Source organism: Kribbella sp. NPDC049174 (assembly GCF_043197365.1).
Lineage (GTDB): Bacteria > Actinomycetota > Actinomycetes > Propionibacteriales > Kribbellaceae > Kribbella.
In genome coordinates this window covers 92,598-110,436 of the sequence record NZ_JBICSZ010000013.1, presented here as the reverse complement: position 1 = coordinate 110,436, position 17,839 = coordinate 92,598, and the positions used below count along the sequence as shown (strand labels likewise).

Below are 17,839 nucleotides of genomic sequence, written 5' to 3'. Positions count from 1 at the left end.
ATGGCCACACCGGATACCACCCCACCGCCCCGGTCGGACGACCTCGTCCTCAGCGGCATCAGCAAGCAGTACGGCGGCCAGCAGGCGGTGCACCAACTGGACCTGACCGTGCCGGCCGGCAGCTTCTTCGCGCTGCTCGGCCCGTCGGGCTGCGGTAAGACCACCACGCTGCGGATGGTCGCCGGGCTGGAGGAACCGAGCACCGGAACCGTCCGGCTGGGCGAGCAGGACATCACCGGACTGCGCCCGTACAAACGGCCGGTCAACACGGTGTTCCAGAACTACGCGCTGTTCCCGCACCTGAACATCTTCGAGAACGTCGCCTTCGGGCTGCGCCGCCGTGGGGTGAAGGACTTCAAGCCGAAGGTCGACGAGATGCTCGACCTGGTCGAGCTCGGTGCCTTCGGCAAGCGTCGGCCGACGCAGCTGTCCGGTGGCCAGCAGCAGCGGGTCGCGCTGGCCCGGGCGCTGATCAACCGGCCGCAGGTGCTGCTGCTGGACGAACCGCTCGGCGCGCTCGACCTGAAGCTGCGCCGGCAGATGCAGATCGAGCTGAAGCGGATCCAGACCGAGGTCGGCATCACCTTCGTCCATGTCACGCACGACCAGGAAGAGGCCATGACGATGGCCGACACCATCGCGGTGATGAACGGCGGCCTGATCGAACAACTGGGAACGCCGGCGGAGTTGTACGACCTGCCCGCCACCACCTTCGTAGCGAACTTCCTCGGCCAGTCCAACCTGATCCGCGCGACGATCATCGGCCAGAACGACGAGAACCTCGTGCTCGACGTCCACGGCCGCAAGGTGACCGTGCCGCTGCCACGGTGCCGGGTGACCGAGGGGGAGGTCTGGATGGGGATCAGGCCGGAGAAGGTGTTCCTGGCCCCGGGCGGTACGGAGCAGAGCAACGGCTTGAACCAGCTCCGCGGTGCGGTCGTGACCGACGTCAGTTACGTCGGCGTCAGCACGCAGTACCTGGCCAAACTGCCGTGGGACCAGGAGCTGACGATCTTCGAGCAGAACACCGGTGCCCGGAACACGTTCGCGGTCGGGGATCAGGTCGACCTGCACTGGCAGCCGTCGCACACCTTCGTGCTGGATGCGGCGCAGGACGCCCTCGCCGGGGTCGATGACGCGGGTGGTGCCGGGTGAGCGCGATCGGGCAGCTGGGATCGACCGTCCAGGCCCCGGGCCCGGCCGGGAAGCCCGAACGGTCGGGTCGACGGCGGACGGCGTACCTGTTGCTGCTTCCCGGCGGGCTCTTCCTGCTCCTGTTCTTCGTCGTACCGCTGGTGTCGCTGCTGGCCGCCAGCCTCTACGACCCGAACGGTTCGATCGAGACCGGGTTCGCGATGACCTGGCACTGGCAGAACTTCACCGACGCGATGGCGGACTACGCCCGTCCGTTCGGGCGGTCGCTCTGGTACGCGCTGCTCACCACCGCGTTCTGCCTGCTGCTCGGCTATCCGCTCGCCTACGCGATCGCGATCAAGGCCGGCCGGTGGCGGAACCTGATGCTGGCGCTGGTGATCGCGCCGTTCTTCACCAGCTTCCTGATCCGGACGCTGTCCTGGAAGCTGCTGCTCAGTGACAACGGCTGGGTGGTGGACTTCCTGCAGACCCTGCGCATCCTCGGCCCGGACGGGCGGTTGCTCGCCACCACGGCCGCGGTCGTCACCGGCCTGACCTACAACTTCCTGCCGTTCATGGTGCTGCCGCTCTACGCGAGTCTGGAGCGGATCGACCGCCGGTTGATCGAGGCCGGCGGGGACCTGTTCGCGGGGCCGTTCACCACCTTCCGCACCGTGACGCTGCCGCTGTCGATGCCGGGTGTGGTCGCGGGCACGCTGCTGACCTTCATTCCCGCGGCGGGTGACTACATCAACGCCCAGCTGCTCGGTACGCCGAAGCAGCGGATGATCGGCAACGACATCCAGCGCCTGTTCTCCGCCGGTGCCTATCCGACCGCCGCCGCGCTGTCGGTCACGCTGATGGCGGCGATCGTCGTCCTGGTGCTGTTCTACATCCGCCGGACCGGGACGGAGGACCTGGTATGACCAGAGTCGGTCGGTTCGTCGGACGGCACCTGATCATGGTGTTCGCGGTCCTCGTCCTGCTCTACCTGTTCGCGCCGATCTTCGTCGTGATGCTGATGTCCTTCAACGCGCCGAAGAGCAAGCTGTCCTACACGTTCGACGGTTTCACCTGGGACAACTGGCAGAACCCGTGCCAACCGCTGGGGCTGTGCGACGCGGTCAGCACCAGCCTGCGGATCGGCCTGCTGTCGACCGTCATCGCCACCGCCCTGGGCACCCTGATGGCGTTCGCGATGGTGCGGCACCGGTTCCGCGGCCGGTCCGCCACCAACCTCTTCATCTTCCTGCCGATGGCCTCACCGGAGATCGTGCTCGGCTCGTCCCTGCTCGCCCTGTTCGTGTCCAGCGGCTTCGGTGGTCAGCTCGGGTTCTGGACGATCCTGATCGCGCACGTGATGTTCTGCATGTCGTTCGTCGTCGTCACCGTGAAGGCCCGGCTGACCGGGATGGACTCCCGGCTGGAACAGGCCGCGATGGATCTGTACGCCGACGAGTGGCAGACGTTCTGGCGGATCACCTTCCCGCTGGTGTTCCCCGGCATCCTGGCCGCCGCGCTGCTCAGCTTCTCGCTGTCGTTCGACGACTTCATCATCACCAACCTGAACGCCGGGACCACGGTGACGTTCCCGATGTACGTCTGGGGTTCGGCGCAGCGCGACATCCCGCCGCAGATCAACGTCGTCGGTACGGCGATGTTCCTGCTCGCACTGATTCTCGTGGTCGGCGGCGAACTGACCCGGCGTCGAAGGACCCGATGAAACTGGCCGCGCTTGCGGACGCCGAACCCCGGGTGTTCTGGCTCGAGGACAAGGCGGCACCGGTTCCTGCGCCGGCGCTCCTCGGGCCGACCACGGCCGACCTGGTCGTGGTCGGCGGCGGGTACACCGGTCTGTGGACAGCACTGCGGGCGAAGGAGCGCTATCCGGAGCTCGACGTCGTACTGCTCGAGTCGGACACCTGTGGATCCGCGGCCAGCGGGCGCAACGGTGGCTTCTGCGACGCCAGCCTGACGCACGGGTACGGCAACGGCCTGGCCCGCTGGCCGGACGAGGTCGCTCAGCTCGAGCAGTTGGGCGCCGACAATCTCGACGCCATCGGTGACACCATCACCCGGTTCGGCATCGATTGCGATTGGCAACGAACCGGTGAGCTCACCGTTGCCACCGCACCGCACCACCTCGACGAACTGGCCGAAGAGGCTTCCGAGCGCCCCGCTGTCGCGCTCCTGGACCAGGAGGCGGCCCGCGCCGAGCTGAACTCACCGACCTACCTCGGTGCGCTCTCCGACCCGTACCGGACCGCGCTGGTCGAGCCGGCCCGCCTGGCCTGGGGACTACGCCGGGCTTGCCTGGCACTCGGCGTACGCATCCATGAACACAGCCGGGTGACCACGCTGCACAGCAAATCACTGCACACCGAAACTGGTTCCGTGCGCGCGGACCGGATCGCGCTGGCCACCAACGCCTTTCCTTCGCTGTTGCGGCGGTTGCGCCTGTACACCGTGCCCGTCTACGACCTGGTCCTGGTCACCGAACCCTTGTCGACCGCGCAACTGAAGAGCATCGGCTGGCGTCACCGCCAGGGCGTCGGCGACGCGTCGAACCTGTTCCACTACTACCGCCTCACCCGCGACGACCGGATCCTGTGGGGCGGCTACATGCCGCTGTACCACTTCGGCAGCCGCATCGACCCGGCGTTCGAGCAACGCAACTCGATCCACGCGATGCTCGCGCGCCACTTCTTCACCACGTTCCCCCAGTTGGACGGCCTGCACTTCACCCACCGCTGGGGCGGCGTGATCGACACCAGCACCAGGTTCTGCGCCTTCTTCGGCACAGCACACTCCGGCCACATCGGCTACGCCCTCGGCTACACCGGCCTAGGCGTCGGCGCCACCCGCTTCGGCGCCGACGTGATGCTCGACCTCCTGTACGCCGAGGACACCGAACGCACCCGCCTCCGCATGGTCCGCGAGCGCCCCCTGCCCTTCCCACCCGAGCCCCTCCGCGCAGCCGGCATCCACCTCACCCGCTGGTCCATGGCCCGAGCCGACACCCACAACGGCCACCGCGACCTCTGGCTACGAACCCTCGACCGGATGGGCCTGGGCTTCGACTTCTGAATGTGTGTTTCGACCCACGCGTGCTACGCGGGCACTCCTGCGTCGCACCCGCTCCGCGCGCTCCCGCCCACCCGATCTTCCTTACGGGCTTATCGCCCGTACCTGCGTGCTCCTTCGTCGCCCGCGATCGACTGCGAGGCCTGCGTCCGTCTGCAAGACGACTGTGCGTCACGCGGAAGCCCTGCGCCCACTCGGCATCGCCCGAGTTCTTCGAGCCGGATCCGCCTCACCCGCTGGTCCAGCCCAGGCACCTCTACGCAGGCCGCTTCTGCGTCGCGTCCGCGCGACGTCCTCAGCCGCCCGAGGAGCGTGTCCGCGCTGTGGTGCTCGCTGTGGGTCAGACCGCCAGCAGGTCGCCGCAGAAGGCGCGGATGGCGCGGTTGACCGTTTCGGGCTTCTCCCAGGGCATGAAGTGGCCGGCGCCCTTGACCCAGAACGGGCCGACTGCTTCGGGGAAGGCGAGTGCGCACCGCTGCTCGACGTGGTCGCCTATGGTCACCTGGTCGGCGCCGATCAGTACCAGGGCGCGCTGCTGGACCGGCCGGTCGAGCATTTCCGGGGCCGACAGGGGCCGGGTGCCCATGACGACCTCGTAGTCGGCGAAGGAGGCGCGCAGCCGGGCTGCGTCGCCGTACGGCTCGGTCAGGAAGGCCAAGTCCTCCTCGTCGAAGGCGTCGGGCGGACACCACATGCGATGCCCATAGAACTCACCGATGTAACGCCGCCGCTGCTCGGGCGTAGCCAGCTCGGCGACCAAGGCGTCGGCGTGGTGCCCCTGGCGGCGCTGGTAGTCGTAGACAGCGGGCTTGGGTCGGCTCGGCGGGATACCCGCCGCTGCGAACGCTTCGGCCAGGTCCGGCATGGAGTCGTCCAGGATGACCAGACGGTCCACCCGGTCGGGGTGGCGGTTGGCCATGTCGACGGCGATCATCGCGCCCAGATCGTGCCCGGCGACGACTGCGCGCTCCCAGCCGAGTTTGTCGAACAGGCCGGTCAGGTCGGTGTTGAACGCGTTGAGGTCGTAGAAGTCATCCGGCGCGAAATCGGAGTCGCCGTACCCGCGCAGGTCCGGCGCGACAACGTCGAACCCCGCCTCGGCCAGCGGTACGAGGTTGTGCGACCAGATGCGGCTCGTGCAGGGGAACCCGTGGATGAGCAGCAGCGGTACGCCACCGTTCCCACGACGCCGCACCGCCAGGCTGTGTCCCTCGCGGACTTCGATCCTCACAGGCGCAATGACTTCAGTGGGAAGAGCCATGCACCTGGTTTACACGATCACCCGGTCGCGGTTGCCTCGGTCTGGGCGCTGCCGGGCTACCGGTAGCCGCGCTTGAGTAGGTACTTGGCTCCTGCGTCGAAGCCCTCGGAGGTGAGCAGTTCGAAGCCGAAGGCGTCGGCGAGGCGGTTGGTGGTGTTGAAGGTGGCGCAGACCGCCAGTGCGTCCTTGACTTGCTGGGATGAGACGCCGGTGGCCAGCACGTCCCGCATGTCCTCGGCGCCGACCTTTCCCTCCCGGGTCAGCTTGCCGAGCATCCGCAGCGTTGCCCGCAGTGGCTCCTCGACGGGAGCCGACTCCAGGTCGGCCAGCACCGCGGCGACCCTTGGCCCGTCCTGGTACGACTGACGCGCGGTCGCGGTGTGCGCGCCGACGCAGAACGCGGACTCGTTCACCTTGGACACGTACGCCGCCATCAGCTCCCGATCGCCGATCGACCATTCGGACGGGCCGCGCATCGCCTCGTGGGTGAACTCCTTGGCACGGGCGCCGTAGAAGTCGGGCCGGTAGAAGACCAGCTTGGCCGCATCCGGCACCGGGTGCCCGGAGAACAACCGGATGACCGCGAAGAGCAGCTTGGTTCCGGGGCTGTAACCGTGATTGAGGATGTCAAGCCGCATGATCAGGCCTCCCCTTGCCCGGTCGCCTCGGCCAGGGCAGCCAGCCCGGCTTCATACAGCCGGTCGGACTGGCCGACCGCGGCGCACACCACCAGCTCGAAAACCTGGTCCTCGGTGCACCCCGCCGCCTTCGCCGCAGCCAAGTCCTCCGAGGTGACCTCCGCCGGCCTGTCGACGACCTTGCCGACCAGCGCATCCAACGGCGGAGAGAGCCCGTCGTTCCTGAAGGCACGCGCTCGCTGCTCCGCCGATGCCTTGCCTTCGCCGTTCAGGACCCGATCCACCAAGGCCCGCTGCGCTGCTCGCTTCTTGTCCTCATCCGCCACAGCACCCTCCGCCTCCTGTGCACTCCGGGGCCATCTGCCCTCATGCATATGACGATCGGCACCCCACCGAATACGACACACAGCCGAAAATCACCGATCAGTAGCACGGCCAGTCGGAGATCGCTGCAGCCGTTCCCAGCAGAATTGGTACCTCGTCAGGCAGACACTCGGTAGCCAGGGCCATCGCTGTGAGTCTGGCGTGCCCCTCGAACACCACCAGCGGGCGACCTGCGCCGCTGCGCACGCACATCATCGGTTCGCAGGTGAGCCCTGCCTGGAGGGATTCTGCGGCCGTGAGGAAATGTCCAGTGGGCATGCGGCCGAAGACCAGGCCGCCGCGGCGGATGAATCGGGCGGCGTCCGTCGGTCGCCGGGTTCCGGCGGTCAGCGCGGTCCAGTAGCTGTAGTCGATGTAGCGCACGCTCAGTAGTTCGGATGGCGACAGCAGCACGTGCTGCCAGCTGACGTTGTCGGGGAAGCCCTCGAACAGTTCGCGATTCTGACGGTAGCCCCGGAACTCGCCCAGTAGTTGACGTCGCTGCTCGTTCTCCTGTGGGTCAGACAGGTTCGCGTTGGTCAGAAGCGTCGTCGAGTGGCCGCTCCGTGCCAGCACGAGCGCGAGGGTCGACCCAAACCGCTCAGACGCCAGTTCGCCGACGAGAAAGCTCGCAACCATCTCAGCCTCTGAGGCCGCCCCGACGATCCGCATGCCCCCATCCTGCCGACCCACCCGGTCCGGCGCCCGGCCGCCGATGATGGGTGGGTCGACGGGTCACCTGCTGACACGAGCACTGCGGGATCGTCTGTGGACGCGTCTCCACGGACAACAGCCCCTGTGCGGACGGGCGCCGACGCGGGTGGTGGTCACGGGCGACGCAGGAGCACGCAGACCGGGCGATAGCCCGGCAACGCGGGCGGCAGCCCGCAGGGAGAGTCGGGTGGGTGGGAGCGCGCGGAGCGGGCGCGACGAAGGAGTGCCTGCGTAGCACGCGTGGGTTAGACCCCAGGACCTCTACAGCTTGGACTCGGCTTCGATCAGGACTGCGCGGATGATTTGTTCCATCTCGTCGAAGTGGGTCTGGTCGCAGATCAGGGGTGGGGAGAGCTGGATGACCGGGTCGCCGCGGTCGTCGGCTCGGCAGTAGAGGCCGGCGTCGAAGAGGGCCTTGGACAGGAAGCCGCGGAGGAGCCGCTCCGACTCCTCGTCGTCGAAGGTTTCCTTGGTCGCCTTGTCTTTGACCAGTTCGATCCCGTAGAAGTACCCCGCACCGCGGACGTCGCCGACCAAGGGCAGATCGAGTAGCTGTTCGAGCGTCGCCCGGAAATCCCCCTCCCGGCTCCGGACGTGCTCGGTGATGCCTTCGCTCTCGAAGATGTCCAGATTGGTCAGCGCGACCGCGGCGGATACGGGGTGGCCACCGAAGGTGTAGCCATGGGCGAACGTTGTATCGCCCTTCAGGAACGGCTCGTACAGCCGGTCGGTCGCGATCATCGCGCCGAGCGGTGCGTAGCCGGAGGTGATGCCTTTCGCGCAGGTGATGATGTCCGGTTGGTAGCCGTAGCGCTCGGACCCGAACATGTGCCCGAGCCGGCCGAACGCACAGATCACCTCGTCGCTGACGAGCAGTACGTCGTACTGGTCGCAGATCTCGCGGACGCGGTCGAAGTAGCCGGGTGGCGGCGGGAAGCACCCGCCTGCGTTCTGTACCGGTTCGAGGAAGACGGCGGCGACGGTGTCGGCGCCCTCGTTCTCGATCGCGACCGCGATCTGGTCGGCGGCCCAGCGGCCGAACGCGGCCGGGTCGTCGCCGTGGATCGGGGCCCGGTAGATATTGGTGTTCGGGACCCGGAACGTGCTCGGCACCAACGGCTCGAACGGTGCCTTCAGCTCCGGCAGCCCGGTGATGGACAGGGCGCCCTGGGTGGTGCCGTGGTAGGCGATCGCACGACTGATCACCTTGTGCTTACCGGGTTTGCCGGTGAGCTTGAAGTACTGCTTGGCGAGTTTCCAGGCGGACTCGACCGCCTCGCCCCCGCCGCTGGTGAAGAAGACCCGGTTGAGGTCGCCCGGTGCGTAGCCGGCGACGCGCTCGGCCAGCTCGATCGACTTGGGGTGCGCGTAGGACCAGAGCGGGAAGAAGGCCAGCTCCGCGGCCTGCTTGGCCGCCGCCTCGGCGAGCTCGGTGCGGCCGTGGCCGAGCTGGCTGACGAACAGGCCGGCCAGACCGTCCAGGTAGCGCTTGCCGTGCGCGTCGTAGATGTACACGCCGTCGCCGCGGACGATGACCGGGACCTCGGCCTGCTGGTAGCTCGACATCCTGGTGAAGTGCATCCACAGGTGGTCGCGCGCCGACTGCTGCAGGTGGGCGAAGTCGGTGGCGTCGAGCGTGTCGGACGGCATCGTGGTTCCTCCGTCTCAGGCGGGCCGTTGCTCGCCATCCTGCCTGCGAATATGCACACTGGCAAGTGATTTCGTGCCCAGGTAGCCGATATTCTATCGATACCATCAGTCCACGGCGAGATCTGATTCGGAATCCGTACAGCGGGAGGTCACGGGGTGGACACCCTGTTCGTCAACGGCTCGGTCTTCGACGGCCGTCGCCACCGGCCCGGTCTGGCGGTGGGCGTCCGGGCGGGCCGGATTGCCGCGGTCGCCGCGGACCCGAGCGAGCTCCGTGGTCCGCGGACCGAGGTGGTGGACCTGGCGGGTGGTCTGGTGCTGCCCGGCTTCGTGGACGCCCACATCCACCCGGTGCAGGGCGGCCTCGAACGGGCCCGCTGCGACCTTTCGCCGGCGTCGGGGCTGGCGGCGTACCAGGAGAAGATCGCGAGGTACGCCGGGGAGCACCCGGAGCTGCCGTGGATCCTCGGCGGCGGCTGGCACCAGCCCGACTTCCCCGGTGGCGCACCGGCGGCGGCCGACCTGGACACGGTGGTCGCCGACCGGCCGGTGTTCCTGGTGAACGCGGACCACCACGGAGCCTGGGTGAACTCGCGGGCCCTCGAGTTGGCCGGCGTCGACGCGCGGACGCCGGATCCGCCGGACGGACGGATCGAGCGTGGTCCGGACGGGGCGCCGACCGGGACCCTGCACGAAGGAGCGATGGATCTCGTCGGCCGGCTCGCCCCGCCGACGACCCAGGCCGAGTTGGTCGCCGCGCTGCTCGACGCGCAGGCGCACCTGCACTCGCTGGGCATCACCGGCTGGCAGGACGCCATCCTCGGCGACTACGCGAACATCGGCGACGCGACCCCGGCATACGTCGAACTCGCCCGGGACGGCCGGCTGACAGCGCGGGTGGTCGGGGCGCTGTGGTGGGAGCGCGACCGCGGCGCCGATCAGATCCCGGAGCTCGTCGTACGACGGGACGCTCTGAGCTACCCGCGGTTCCGGGCCGGCGCCGTGAAGATCATGCAGGACGGCGTCGCCGAGAACTTCACCGCCGGGATGCTCGAGCCCTATTTCGACGGCTGCGGTTGTCGCACCGCCAACGCGGGGATCTCGTTCGTGGACCCGGTCGCGCTGGGACGACATGTCACCCAACTCGACGCTGAGGGCTTCCAAATCCACGTGCATGCCATCGGAGACCGAGCAGTTCGAGAGGCGCTGGATGCGTTCGAGGCCGCGCTCAAAGAGAACGGCGACAGCGACCTGCGGCACCACATCGCGCATGTGCAGGTGATTCATCCCGACGACCTGGACCGGTTCGCCAAGCTCGGTGTCACCGCCAACCTGCAGGCGCTGTGGGCCGTGTACGAGCCGCAGATGGTCGACCTGACCATCCCGTTCCTCGGTCCGGAGCGCACGGGTTGGCAGTACCCGTTCGGGACGCTGGCCCGGTCGGGCGCGCGGCTCGCGGCCGGCTCGGACTGGCCGGTGTCGAGTCCGGACCCGCTGGCCGCCGTACATGTGGCGGTGAACCGCAAGGCGCCGGGCGATCGGGACGCCTTCCTGCCCGAGCAGGCGCTGGACCTGGCGACCGCGCTGGCGGCGTACACATCGGGGAGTGCGTGGCTGAACCACGAGGACGAGACCGGCCGGATCGAGGTCGGGGCGCTCGCGGATCTGGCCGTCCTCGACCGGGACCCGTTCACCGGACCGCCGGAAGAGATCGCACAGGCACGAGTCCGGGCCACCTATGTCGAAGGCGTACGCGTCTTCGGTGATCAATCGACGAGATAGGGACTGTCATGGCTGAGCTGAAGAACCTCGTGGACGGCAAATCGGTGGGCGCGCTCAGCGGAGCGTCGTACGACGTGATCGCGCCGGCGACCGGTGAGGTCTACACCAAGGCGCCGCTGTCCGGACCCGAGGACGTCGACCAGGCGATGACCGCGGCCGCGCGGGCGTTCGAGACCTGGCGCGACTCCACCCCGGCCGAGCGGCAGCTCGCGCTGCTGAAGATCGCGGACGCGATGGAACGGCGGGCCGACGAGTTCGTCGAGGTCGAGAGCCGCAACACCGGGAAGCCGCTGGCCCTCACCGCGAGCGACGAGGTGCCGCCGTGTGTAGACCAGTTGCGGTTCTTCGCCGGTGCGGCCCGGGTGCTGGAAGGGCGGTCGGCGGGCGAGTACCTGGCCGGCCACACGTCGTTCATCCGGCGCGAACCGATCGGCGTCGTCGGTCAGGTGACGCCGTGGAACTATCCGCTGATGATGGCGATCTGGAAGATCGCACCTGCACTCGCTGCAGGCAACACGGTGGTGCTCAAGCCGAGCGACACCACCCCGGCATCGACGGTGCTGCTCGCCGAACTGTGCAACGAGTTCCTGCCGCCGGGCGTGTTCAACGTCGTCTGCGGTGACCGGGACACCGGCCGTGCCCTCGTCGACCACGAGATCCCGCAGCTGGTCGCGATCACCGGATCGGTTCGGGCCGGCATGGAGGTGGCTTCGGCCGCGGCCCGGCAGCTGAAGCGCACCCACCTCGAGCTCGGCGGCAAGGCGCCCGTGGTGGTCTTCGACGACGCGGACCTGGAGAAGGCGGCGGAGGCGATCGCCGACGCGGGGTACTTCAACGCCGGCCAGGACTGCACCGCGGCCACCCGCGTGCTGGCCGGCCCGCGCATCCACGACGACTTCGTCGACGCGATCACCGAGCGGGCGCGTGACACCAAGACCGGGCTGCCCGACGATCCCGACGTCGCGTACGGCGCTCTGAACAACGCGGCTCAACTGGAGCGGGTCGGCGGCTTCGTCAACCGGCTGCCCGACCACGCGTCGTTGCGGACAGGTGGTACCGCGGTAGGTGACCACGGCTACTTCTACGCGCCGACCGTGGTCTCCGGGCTGCGCCAGGACGACGAGGCGATCCAGCAGGAGATCTTCGGACCGGTCATCACGGTGCAGCAGTTCACCGACGAGGACGAGGCGCTGCGCTGGGCCAACGGAGTCGAGTACGGCCTCGCCTCATCGGTCTTCACCCGTGACCACGGCCGGGCGATGCGGATGGCCCGCCGCCTCGACTTCGGCTGCGTCTGGATCAACACCCACATCCCGATCGTCGCGGAGATGCCTCACGGCGGGTTCAAACACTCCGGCCACGGCAAGGACCTGTCCATGTACGGCCTGGAGGACTACACCCGGATCAAGCACGTCATGTCGAACATCGAGGCGTAGGTGGTCTAGTCGAGCCGCTTTACGTGACGCGGCCGGAGCGCCAGAGTAGGCCCCGACAGCACGTCCCCGACTCCTCCTGGAATCACTTGCATGAGCAGCATCGCCATCGACGGTGGGCAGTCTGCCCTGAGGCTTCGAGTCGTGCCCGGCGGACGGGTCGGAACTGGGCCTGGCTATGTGCACGGTCCGAGCAGCTCGGAGCACCTGCTGGGGGCGATCCGCACCGCTGCCGCCGCGGCAGAGTTTGCTGAGCCTGCAGAAGTCGTCGCGCTCGGGCTGACCGGGTTCCCGCCGGTGCGGGAGGTCGCGGACGAGCTTGCTGCGCGGATCGCCGACGTACTGGACGCCGACGAGGTGCGGATGACCCAGGACATGGTGACTGCGCACGCGGGTGCACTGGCCGACGGCTACGGCGTGGTGGTTGCTGCTGGCACCGGACTGGTCTGCCTGGCCGTGGACCGCGACGGCTCCTGGCACAAGGTCGACGGGCACGGCTACCTGTTCGGGGACGCGGGCAGCGCGTTCGCGATCGGTCGCGCCGGGCTGGTCGCCGTACAGCGGGCTCGGGACGGGCGTGGTCCGGCGACGAAGCTTGCGGAGACCACTCTGGAGCCGGTGACGCTCTACAAGTCGGCGACGCTGGTGGACGACGTCGCACGGTTCGCCCCGGAGGTACTGCGCTGTGCCGCCGAAGGCGACCCGGTCGCGGCGGAGCTCGTCGTACGGGCCGCTCATGACATCGCCGAGACGATCGGTGCGGCCGTGGCGACGCTGGCGGGCCGGAGTGCTGTGCCGGTCGCGTGTGTAGGCGGCCTGTTCGCGGGAGCCGGCGAACAGCTACTGGATCCGGTCCGTGCAGCCGTGTCACCCCGGGCCCAGCTCGTCGCGGCGGCCGGCACCTCCCTAGACGGCGCTGAGCGCTTGGCAACCAGTCCGCCCGGGCCGTATGCCGACCTGATCGTCACCCATCGCCGATCGTGATGCTGCTGCCGGCCGGCAGCCTGGTGGTGTCCTGCCAGTCCATCCCGGGGGACCCGTTCGACTCCGCCGAGCTGATGGCTCTGATGGCGCGTGCCGCCGAGCTGGGCGGAGCGGCCGCGATCCGCGCAAACGGGCCCTCGCATGTCGCCGCGATCCGGGCAGTGACGGCCTTGCCGATCATCGGCATCAACAAACTGGGTGACCCGTCGGGTGTGTTCATCACCCCGACTTTCGAGTCGGCCGTCGACGTCGTCACGGCCGGCGCCGACCTGATCGCGCTGGACGGCACGCTCCGACCGCGCCCCGACGGTCAGCCGCTACGCCGTCAGATCGAGCGGATCCACCACGAGCTGGGTGTACCAATTCTGGCTGATGTCGATACTCTGGATGCGGGTCTCGCCGCCCGCGACGCCGGAGCCGACTACGTGGCGACCACCCTCTCGGGTTACACCGGGGGCGGTACGCCGACCGGACCGGACGTCGAACTGGTGCGCCGACTTGCCGCCGCGGTGGATTGCCCGATCGTCGCCGAGGGCAGGATCAGTGCACCCGCAGACGTTCGCGCGGTCTGCGACGCCGGTGCCCACGCCGTCGTCGTCGGCTCCGCGATCACCAATCCGACCCACATCACCACCCGGCTGGCGAGCGCGATGTCCCCGAATTGGTCTACTCGATCTCGCCCCTGACCGCTCGACACCGGGGGCACCCCCCTCGATTCCGCCGGCGCCGGCGGGCTATCTTGACTGGACCGGAAAGTTTTCACCGGCACGACCGCTGGAGCGTGTAAGTAAGTGAGCAAACTCCTCCTGGCCGCGACCTCTCTGGACGTCACGCCACCGCCCGGCTACCGGCTGGACGGCTATGCCGCCCGCACCGGCCCCGCGACCGGAACCGCGGATCCATTGCGCGCCACCCTGATCTGGCTCAGTACGGCGGACGACCCCGGCGTGCTCTGGCTGACCCTCGACGCGATCGCCGTGGGCAAGGACCTCGTCGCCGAGCTGTCCGCCGCGGCCGGGTGCGCAGCCGGCATCTCGCCCTCACGCGTCGTGGTGTCCGCGTCGCACACCCATTCCGGACCGGCCGGGTGGACCGGTGAGATCCACCCGGTGATCCCGGCCGAGCGCGAACCCGCTCTCTACGAGCCGCTGATCCGGGCGGTCGCCAACGCCTCGCTGCCTCGCCGGCCGGTCACGGCGTCCTGGCGTTCGATCGAGGTGATCGGCGTCGGCGCCAACCGGCACCGCAAGAACGGCCCGCACGACAACACGGCCGGGATCCTGGCGCTGCACTCGCTGGAGGGCTCGCTCGAGGCGGTGTTGTTCGACTTCGCCTGCCACCCGACGACGTACGGCCCGGAGAACCTGCAGTGGTCCGCCGACTGGCCGGGAGCAGCCCGGGCCGAGCTGGCACCTGCAGTGGTCGGGTATCTCCAGGGCGCAGCGGGTGACGTGAGTCCACGCTTCACTCGCCAGGGCCGTGGTGCCGCGGAGGTGGCCCGGCTGGGCGGTCTGCTCGCGGCCCGGGTCCGTGAGGCGCTGGCCGGCCCCGGACTGGAGCTACCACAGTCAGCACCGGCCATCCGTCGTACGACGATCAACCTCGCTGTCCGGGACATGCCCCCGGCCGAGGAGGCGGCGTCGACTGTTGCGGCGGCGGCGAGCGCGGTCCGCAGCGGTGTGGACGACCCGTCAGGCCGGATCGCGCAGACCCGGCTGGACGGGGCGCGAGGCCAGTCGCTGATGGCGAAGGCCGCGTTACCGGAGGCGCTGGAGCTGCCGATCAGCGTGGTGACCATGGGCGACGTGTGCTGGGTCAACCTGCCGGTCGAGCTGTTCGCACTGCACGGCGCCTGCCTGCAGGCCGACAGCACGCACCCGATCACCCGGGTGGTCGGCTACACGGACGGGTACTACGGCTACATCGTCGACCCGTCCGCCGCCGAGTCCGGCGCCTACGAAGCCCTCATCACCTTCTTCGACCAGCCCACCACCAACCGCCTCCTCACCGAAACCGCAGCCTTCATGAACAGCTAGAGCGCGAGTTCCGGCGCCAGCCTCTTGGCGGGCCAGACGCGTTGGTTGCGGGCGGCCAAGGTGGAAGCGGCCAAGGCGGCGAGGAACCAGGCGGCGAGGACCAGGAGGTCGCGGCCGAGTGATGCAACGGGTCCGCCGTACATGAGGTGACGTACGCCGTCGATCGCGTAGCTCATCGGGAGCGCGTGGTGGAAGAAGTACAGCGGCTCGGGGATCGTCTGCCACGGGAACGTGCCGCCCGCGCTGACCAGCTGGATCACCATCAGCACCAGCCCGAGGAACTTGCCGACAGCGCCGAACCACGCGGACAGCGCGTGCAGGATCGCGACGAAGGTGAACGACGTCAGGATCAGGAAGCCGACGGTCAGCCACGGGTGCGCCGCGTCGATGCCGAGCCCGAGTGTCACCGCGGTGAACACCAGCGTCGCCTGGACCGCCCCGAAGAGGGCCGGCGGCAGCCAACCGCCGAGAGCGACCCGGAACGGCGACTGCAGTGCGGCCAGCGCGCGTGGTGACAGCGGCCGGACCAGCAGGAACAGGACGTACGCCCCGATCCAGCAGGCCAGGCAGAGGAAGAACGGAGCCAGACCGGCGCCGTAGCTGTCGGCTGTCGCCTGCGAGACGTTCTGAAGCGTCACGGGTGCGCCGAGGGTTTCGGCGACGGCTTTGCGCTGGTCGGCGGACGGGTTGGGGATCTGCTTGACGCCGTTGGCCAGTCCGGTGTTCAGCTGGGTCGCACCGGTCTTCAGCTGGGTGACTCCGGTGGCCATGCTGTTCATGCCGGTGAGCAACTGACCCTGTCCGGTGACTGCCTGCTTCTCACCAGCGGCGAGTTGCTGTGCGCCCGTCTGCAGGCTTGCCAGGCCGGTCTTGAGCTGGCCGGCGCCGGTGTCCAGTTGGTGTGCGCCGCTTGCCGCCGTACTGATTCCGTTCGTCAGTGCTGGCGTCGCTTTGGCCAGTGCGGCGGCGCCGTTGGAGACTTTGCGGGCGCCGGTCGCGAGCTGGTTGAGCTGCTTGGACGTCGACTGGACCTTCGTGTTCGCACGTACGACGGGTGCCCGCAGCTTGGCCGTCTCGGTCAGCACCTGGTTGATCTGCGTCTGGGTGAATCCCTGCGCCTTGAGTCGGGTGGCCAGACCGGCGTCGAGGGTGCTCAGGTCCTTCACCAGCGTGCTGGACGCGGTCGCGACCTCGCGGCCCGCGGTCGCGACCTTCTCGTTGCCGTCAGCAACTTGATCGGCGCCGGCCGCCAGGGTCTTGGTCTGCCGGGGGAGCGTTGCCGTCTTCTGCTGGAGAGTGCTCAGACCGTTGTCCAGCTTGTTGGCGCCGGCGGCCAACTCACTGGCGCCTTGCGATGCTGTCGTGGCACCGGTCGCAAGCTTGGTCGCCCCGGCGGAGAGCTGCTTCTGCGCGGTGTTGAGCTGAGTCGCACCGGTCTGGAGCTTGGCCGCACCGCTCGCCGCAGTCGTTAGACCACTCTGGAGTTGCGCTGCGCCAGAGGCTGCCTGACTGACCTGCGTGTGGATCGTGCTGTAGCCGGCCAGCAACTTGCTTGCCGCGGTCTCGCTCACCTGTGACGCGACCGTCTTGGTGACCTGGGCGACGACCTGGTTGGCGATCGTGTGGGCGATGTAGTTGTTGGCGTCGTTGGTGAGCAGCTCGAGATTCGCCTGCCGGGGCGTGAACTCCGCGCTCGACGCGAGGTCCGCGGAGAAGGACTTCGGCAGCACCAGGGCGAACTCGTACTTGCCGTCCGACACACCGGCCGTCGCCTCCGACCGGTCGACCTGATGCCAGTCGAAGCTCTTCGACTTCACCAGCTCCTCAGCCACCTGCGGGCCGACGTCCAGCTTCTCGCCGGTGGAGAGCGTCGTACCCGCGTCTTCGACCACGACCGCGGTGGGGATCTTGTCGAGCCGGCCGTAGGGGTCGTGGTTCGCGTAGAGGTAGAGGCCGCCGTACAGCACCGGCACGAGTAGTAATGCGACCACAGCAAGCTTCGGCAACCGCCCTGCGGTCAACCGCCGCAGTTCACTCAATGCCATCCGAACCGCGGTCACGCCGACTGCTCCTCTACAAGTTCTGCTGCCTCGATGGGGGTGATGGGCTCGGCTGCGGCTACCTGCACTGGATCCGGTTGGTCCTTCGAACCCAACTGGGCGGCCGGTACGCCGAGCAGCCTTGCTGACGCGTCTGCGCAGGTGATGATCACGCCGTACCCGCGGGACGCCAGGTCGCGGCCGACGGCGTACCACTCGTGTGGATCTCCGCCGTGCCGGTCCGGCATCGTCAGGATGACCACCTTGACGTCAGACCTCGCCACTGTGAGCTCAGCGAGCAGTCGGGTGCGTGCAGCGACCGGCAGGTGCTCGAACCGCTTCCCGGCGTGCGCAGCCGCCTCATGCTTCTCCAGCCACTCCAGCACCGCCTTGCGACCAGCCTTGCGGCCGGCAATCGCCAGCTCCTCGCCGACGACGGCCTGAACCGGTAGAGCGTCGTCCGGCTCGGTGATCCCGGGTGTGTCGACCACTGCGACCTGCCGACGAAGCAGACCGGCGTCTGCCTTCCCGTCCAGCCGGATCTGACCGGTGTCAGGGCGGAGACGACCAGACAGCCCGAGTGACGCGGCCACGTGCCCAGGACCCGGATAGCCCGCCAGCAACACCAGTTGATGATCAGCGACCCGCACCGACGTCGAGTCGAGCATCTGCGCGTGAGGTCCGCGCACGCTGATCCCGGTGGCCTCGAGCTCCATTCCAG

General features: G+C 68.6%; 16 protein-coding genes. 9 read left to right on the top strand and 7 right to left on the bottom strand.

All coding sequences use genetic code 11. The features are described from left to right. The 4 genes from ACGFIF_RS40440 to ACGFIF_RS40425 are packed head-to-tail and all read left to right on the top strand — an operon-like array spanning position 1 to position 4,221. Positions 1–1,155 carry an ABC transporter ATP-binding protein gene (locus ACGFIF_RS40440; protein WP_393162476.1) on the top strand — a complete coding sequence of 385 codons (1,155 nt, stop codon included), beginning with the start codon at positions 1–3 and terminating at the stop codon, positions 1,153–1,155. After that, positions 1,152–2,060, top strand: a complete 909-nt coding sequence (locus ACGFIF_RS40435; protein ID WP_393162474.1) for an ABC transporter permease — start codon at positions 1,152–1,154, stop codon at positions 2,058–2,060. The genes ACGFIF_RS40440 and ACGFIF_RS40435 overlap by 4 nt, the downstream gene beginning before the upstream one ends. After that, on the top strand, positions 2,057–2,857 hold the full coding sequence (locus tag ACGFIF_RS40430; RefSeq protein WP_393162472.1) for an ABC transporter permease: 801 nt from the start codon (positions 2,057–2,059) through the stop codon (positions 2,855–2,857). Before ACGFIF_RS40435 ends, ACGFIF_RS40430 begins: the two co-directional genes overlap by 4 nt. Then, positions 2,854–4,221 (top strand): NAD(P)/FAD-dependent oxidoreductase, encoded by a 1,368-nt coding sequence (locus tag ACGFIF_RS40425; RefSeq protein ID WP_393162470.1) that lies wholly within the window; start codon positions 2,854–2,856, stop codon positions 4,219–4,221. The genes ACGFIF_RS40430 and ACGFIF_RS40425 overlap by 4 nt, the downstream gene beginning before the upstream one ends. A 337-nt stretch (positions 4,222–4,558) precedes the next feature. Here the strand turns inward: ACGFIF_RS40425 and ACGFIF_RS40420 are convergent, their stop codons facing one another. From ACGFIF_RS40420 to ACGFIF_RS40400, 5 genes are all read right to left on the bottom strand, one after another. Beyond that, positions 4,559–5,449: an alpha/beta fold hydrolase gene (locus ACGFIF_RS40420; RefSeq protein ID WP_393162468.1), complete on the bottom strand. Its 891-nt coding sequence runs from the start codon at positions 5,447–5,449 to the stop codon at positions 4,559–4,561. An 86-nt stretch (positions 5,450–5,535) separates the two neighbouring features. Then, positions 5,536–6,117 (bottom strand): carboxymuconolactone decarboxylase family protein, encoded by a 582-nt coding sequence (locus ACGFIF_RS40415; RefSeq protein WP_393162466.1) that lies wholly within the window; start codon positions 6,115–6,117, stop codon positions 5,536–5,538. Between the two features lie 2 nt (positions 6,118–6,119). After that, positions 6,120–6,443, bottom strand: a complete 324-nt coding sequence (locus ACGFIF_RS40410; protein ID WP_393162464.1) for a hypothetical protein — start codon at positions 6,441–6,443, stop codon at positions 6,120–6,122. Positions 6,444–6,540: 97 nt separating this feature from the next. After that, positions 6,541–7,152, bottom strand: coding sequence for a hypothetical protein (locus ACGFIF_RS40405; protein WP_393162462.1), 612 nt, complete (start codon positions 7,150–7,152; stop codon positions 6,541–6,543). A 303-nt stretch (positions 7,153–7,455) separates the two neighbouring features. Further along, on the bottom strand, positions 7,456–8,844 hold the full coding sequence (locus tag ACGFIF_RS40400) for an aspartate aminotransferase family protein (RefSeq protein ID WP_393162460.1): 1,389 nt from the start codon (positions 8,842–8,844) through the stop codon (positions 7,456–7,458). 156 nt (positions 8,845–9,000) lie between these two features. Between ACGFIF_RS40400 and ACGFIF_RS40395 the strand changes: the two genes are divergently transcribed. The 5 genes from ACGFIF_RS40395 (at position 9,001) to ACGFIF_RS40375 (ending at position 15,079) form a co-directional block, all read left to right on the top strand. Continuing rightward, a complete protein-coding gene (locus ACGFIF_RS40395; RefSeq protein WP_393162458.1) occupies positions 9,001–10,626 on the top strand; it encodes an amidohydrolase in 1,626 nt (541 codons plus the stop codon). An 8-nt stretch (positions 10,627–10,634) separates the two neighbouring features. Continuing rightward, positions 10,635–12,062, top strand: a complete 1,428-nt coding sequence (locus ACGFIF_RS40390) for a gamma-aminobutyraldehyde dehydrogenase (RefSeq protein WP_393162456.1) — start codon at positions 10,635–10,637, stop codon at positions 12,060–12,062. A 90-nt stretch (positions 12,063–12,152) separates the two neighbouring features. Next, complete coding sequence (locus ACGFIF_RS40385; RefSeq protein ID WP_393162454.1) at positions 12,153–13,043, top strand: N-acetylglucosamine kinase; 891 nt, start codon at positions 12,153–12,155, stop codon at positions 13,041–13,043. Beyond that, entirely contained in the window at positions 13,043–13,729 is a 687-nt protein-coding gene (locus ACGFIF_RS40380; protein WP_393162523.1) for an N-acetylmannosamine-6-phosphate 2-epimerase, read from the top strand. The genes ACGFIF_RS40385 and ACGFIF_RS40380 overlap by 1 nt, the downstream gene beginning before the upstream one ends. Before the next feature lie 105 nt (positions 13,730–13,834). Beyond that, entirely contained in the window at positions 13,835–15,079 is a 1,245-nt protein-coding gene (locus tag ACGFIF_RS40375; RefSeq protein WP_393162452.1) for a hypothetical protein, read from the top strand. Here ACGFIF_RS40375 and ACGFIF_RS40370 read toward each other — a convergent pair. Together ACGFIF_RS40370 and ACGFIF_RS40365 are read right to left on the bottom strand one after the other, a co-directional pair. Then, positions 15,076–17,139, bottom strand: a complete 2,064-nt coding sequence (locus ACGFIF_RS40370; RefSeq protein WP_393162450.1) for a YhgE/Pip family protein — start codon at positions 17,137–17,139, stop codon at positions 15,076–15,078. The genes ACGFIF_RS40375 and ACGFIF_RS40370 overlap by 4 nt on opposite strands. Next, the gene (locus tag ACGFIF_RS40365; protein ID WP_393162448.1) at positions 17,136–17,834 is read right to left on the bottom strand and encodes a hypothetical protein; all 699 of its coding nucleotides are present in this window, start codon (positions 17,832–17,834) and stop codon (positions 17,136–17,138) included. Before ACGFIF_RS40365 ends, ACGFIF_RS40370 begins: the two co-directional genes overlap by 4 nt. Positions 17,835–17,839 lie beyond the last annotated feature (5 nt).

What these genes read in the sequence shown, in the direction of transcription:
- ACGFIF_RS40400 (WP_393162460.1), bottom strand. Translation starts at nt 8,844, where the DNA reads ATGCCGTCCGACACGCTCGACGCCACCGACTTCGCCCACCTGCAGCAG.
- ACGFIF_RS40425 (WP_393162470.1), top strand. Translation starts at nt 2,854, where the DNA reads ATGAAACTGGCCGCGCTTGCGGACGCCGAACCCCGGGTGTTCTGGCTC.
- ACGFIF_RS40385 (WP_393162454.1), top strand. Translation starts at nt 12,153, where the DNA reads ATGAGCAGCATCGCCATCGACGGTGGGCAGTCTGCCCTGAGGCTTCGA.
- ACGFIF_RS40380 (WP_393162523.1), top strand. Translation starts at nt 13,043, where the DNA reads ATGCTGCTGCCGGCCGGCAGCCTGGTGGTGTCCTGCCAGTCCATCCCG.
- ACGFIF_RS40390 (WP_393162456.1), top strand. Translation starts at nt 10,635, where the DNA reads ATGGCTGAGCTGAAGAACCTCGTGGACGGCAAATCGGTGGGCGCGCTC.
- ACGFIF_RS40440 (WP_393162476.1), top strand. Translation starts at nt 1, where the DNA reads ATGGCCACACCGGATACCACCCCACCGCCCCGGTCGGACGACCTCGTC.
- ACGFIF_RS40365 (WP_393162448.1), bottom strand. Translation starts at nt 17,834, where the DNA reads ATGGAGCTCGAGGCCACCGGGATCAGCGTGCGCGGACCTCACGCGCAG.
- ACGFIF_RS40430 (WP_393162472.1), top strand. Translation starts at nt 2,057, where the DNA reads ATGACCAGAGTCGGTCGGTTCGTCGGACGGCACCTGATCATGGTGTTC.
- ACGFIF_RS40405 (WP_393162462.1), bottom strand. Translation starts at nt 7,152, where the DNA reads ATGCGGATCGTCGGGGCGGCCTCAGAGGCTGAGATGGTTGCGAGCTTT.
- ACGFIF_RS40415 (WP_393162466.1), bottom strand. Translation starts at nt 6,117, where the DNA reads ATGCGGCTTGACATCCTCAATCACGGTTACAGCCCCGGAACCAAGCTG.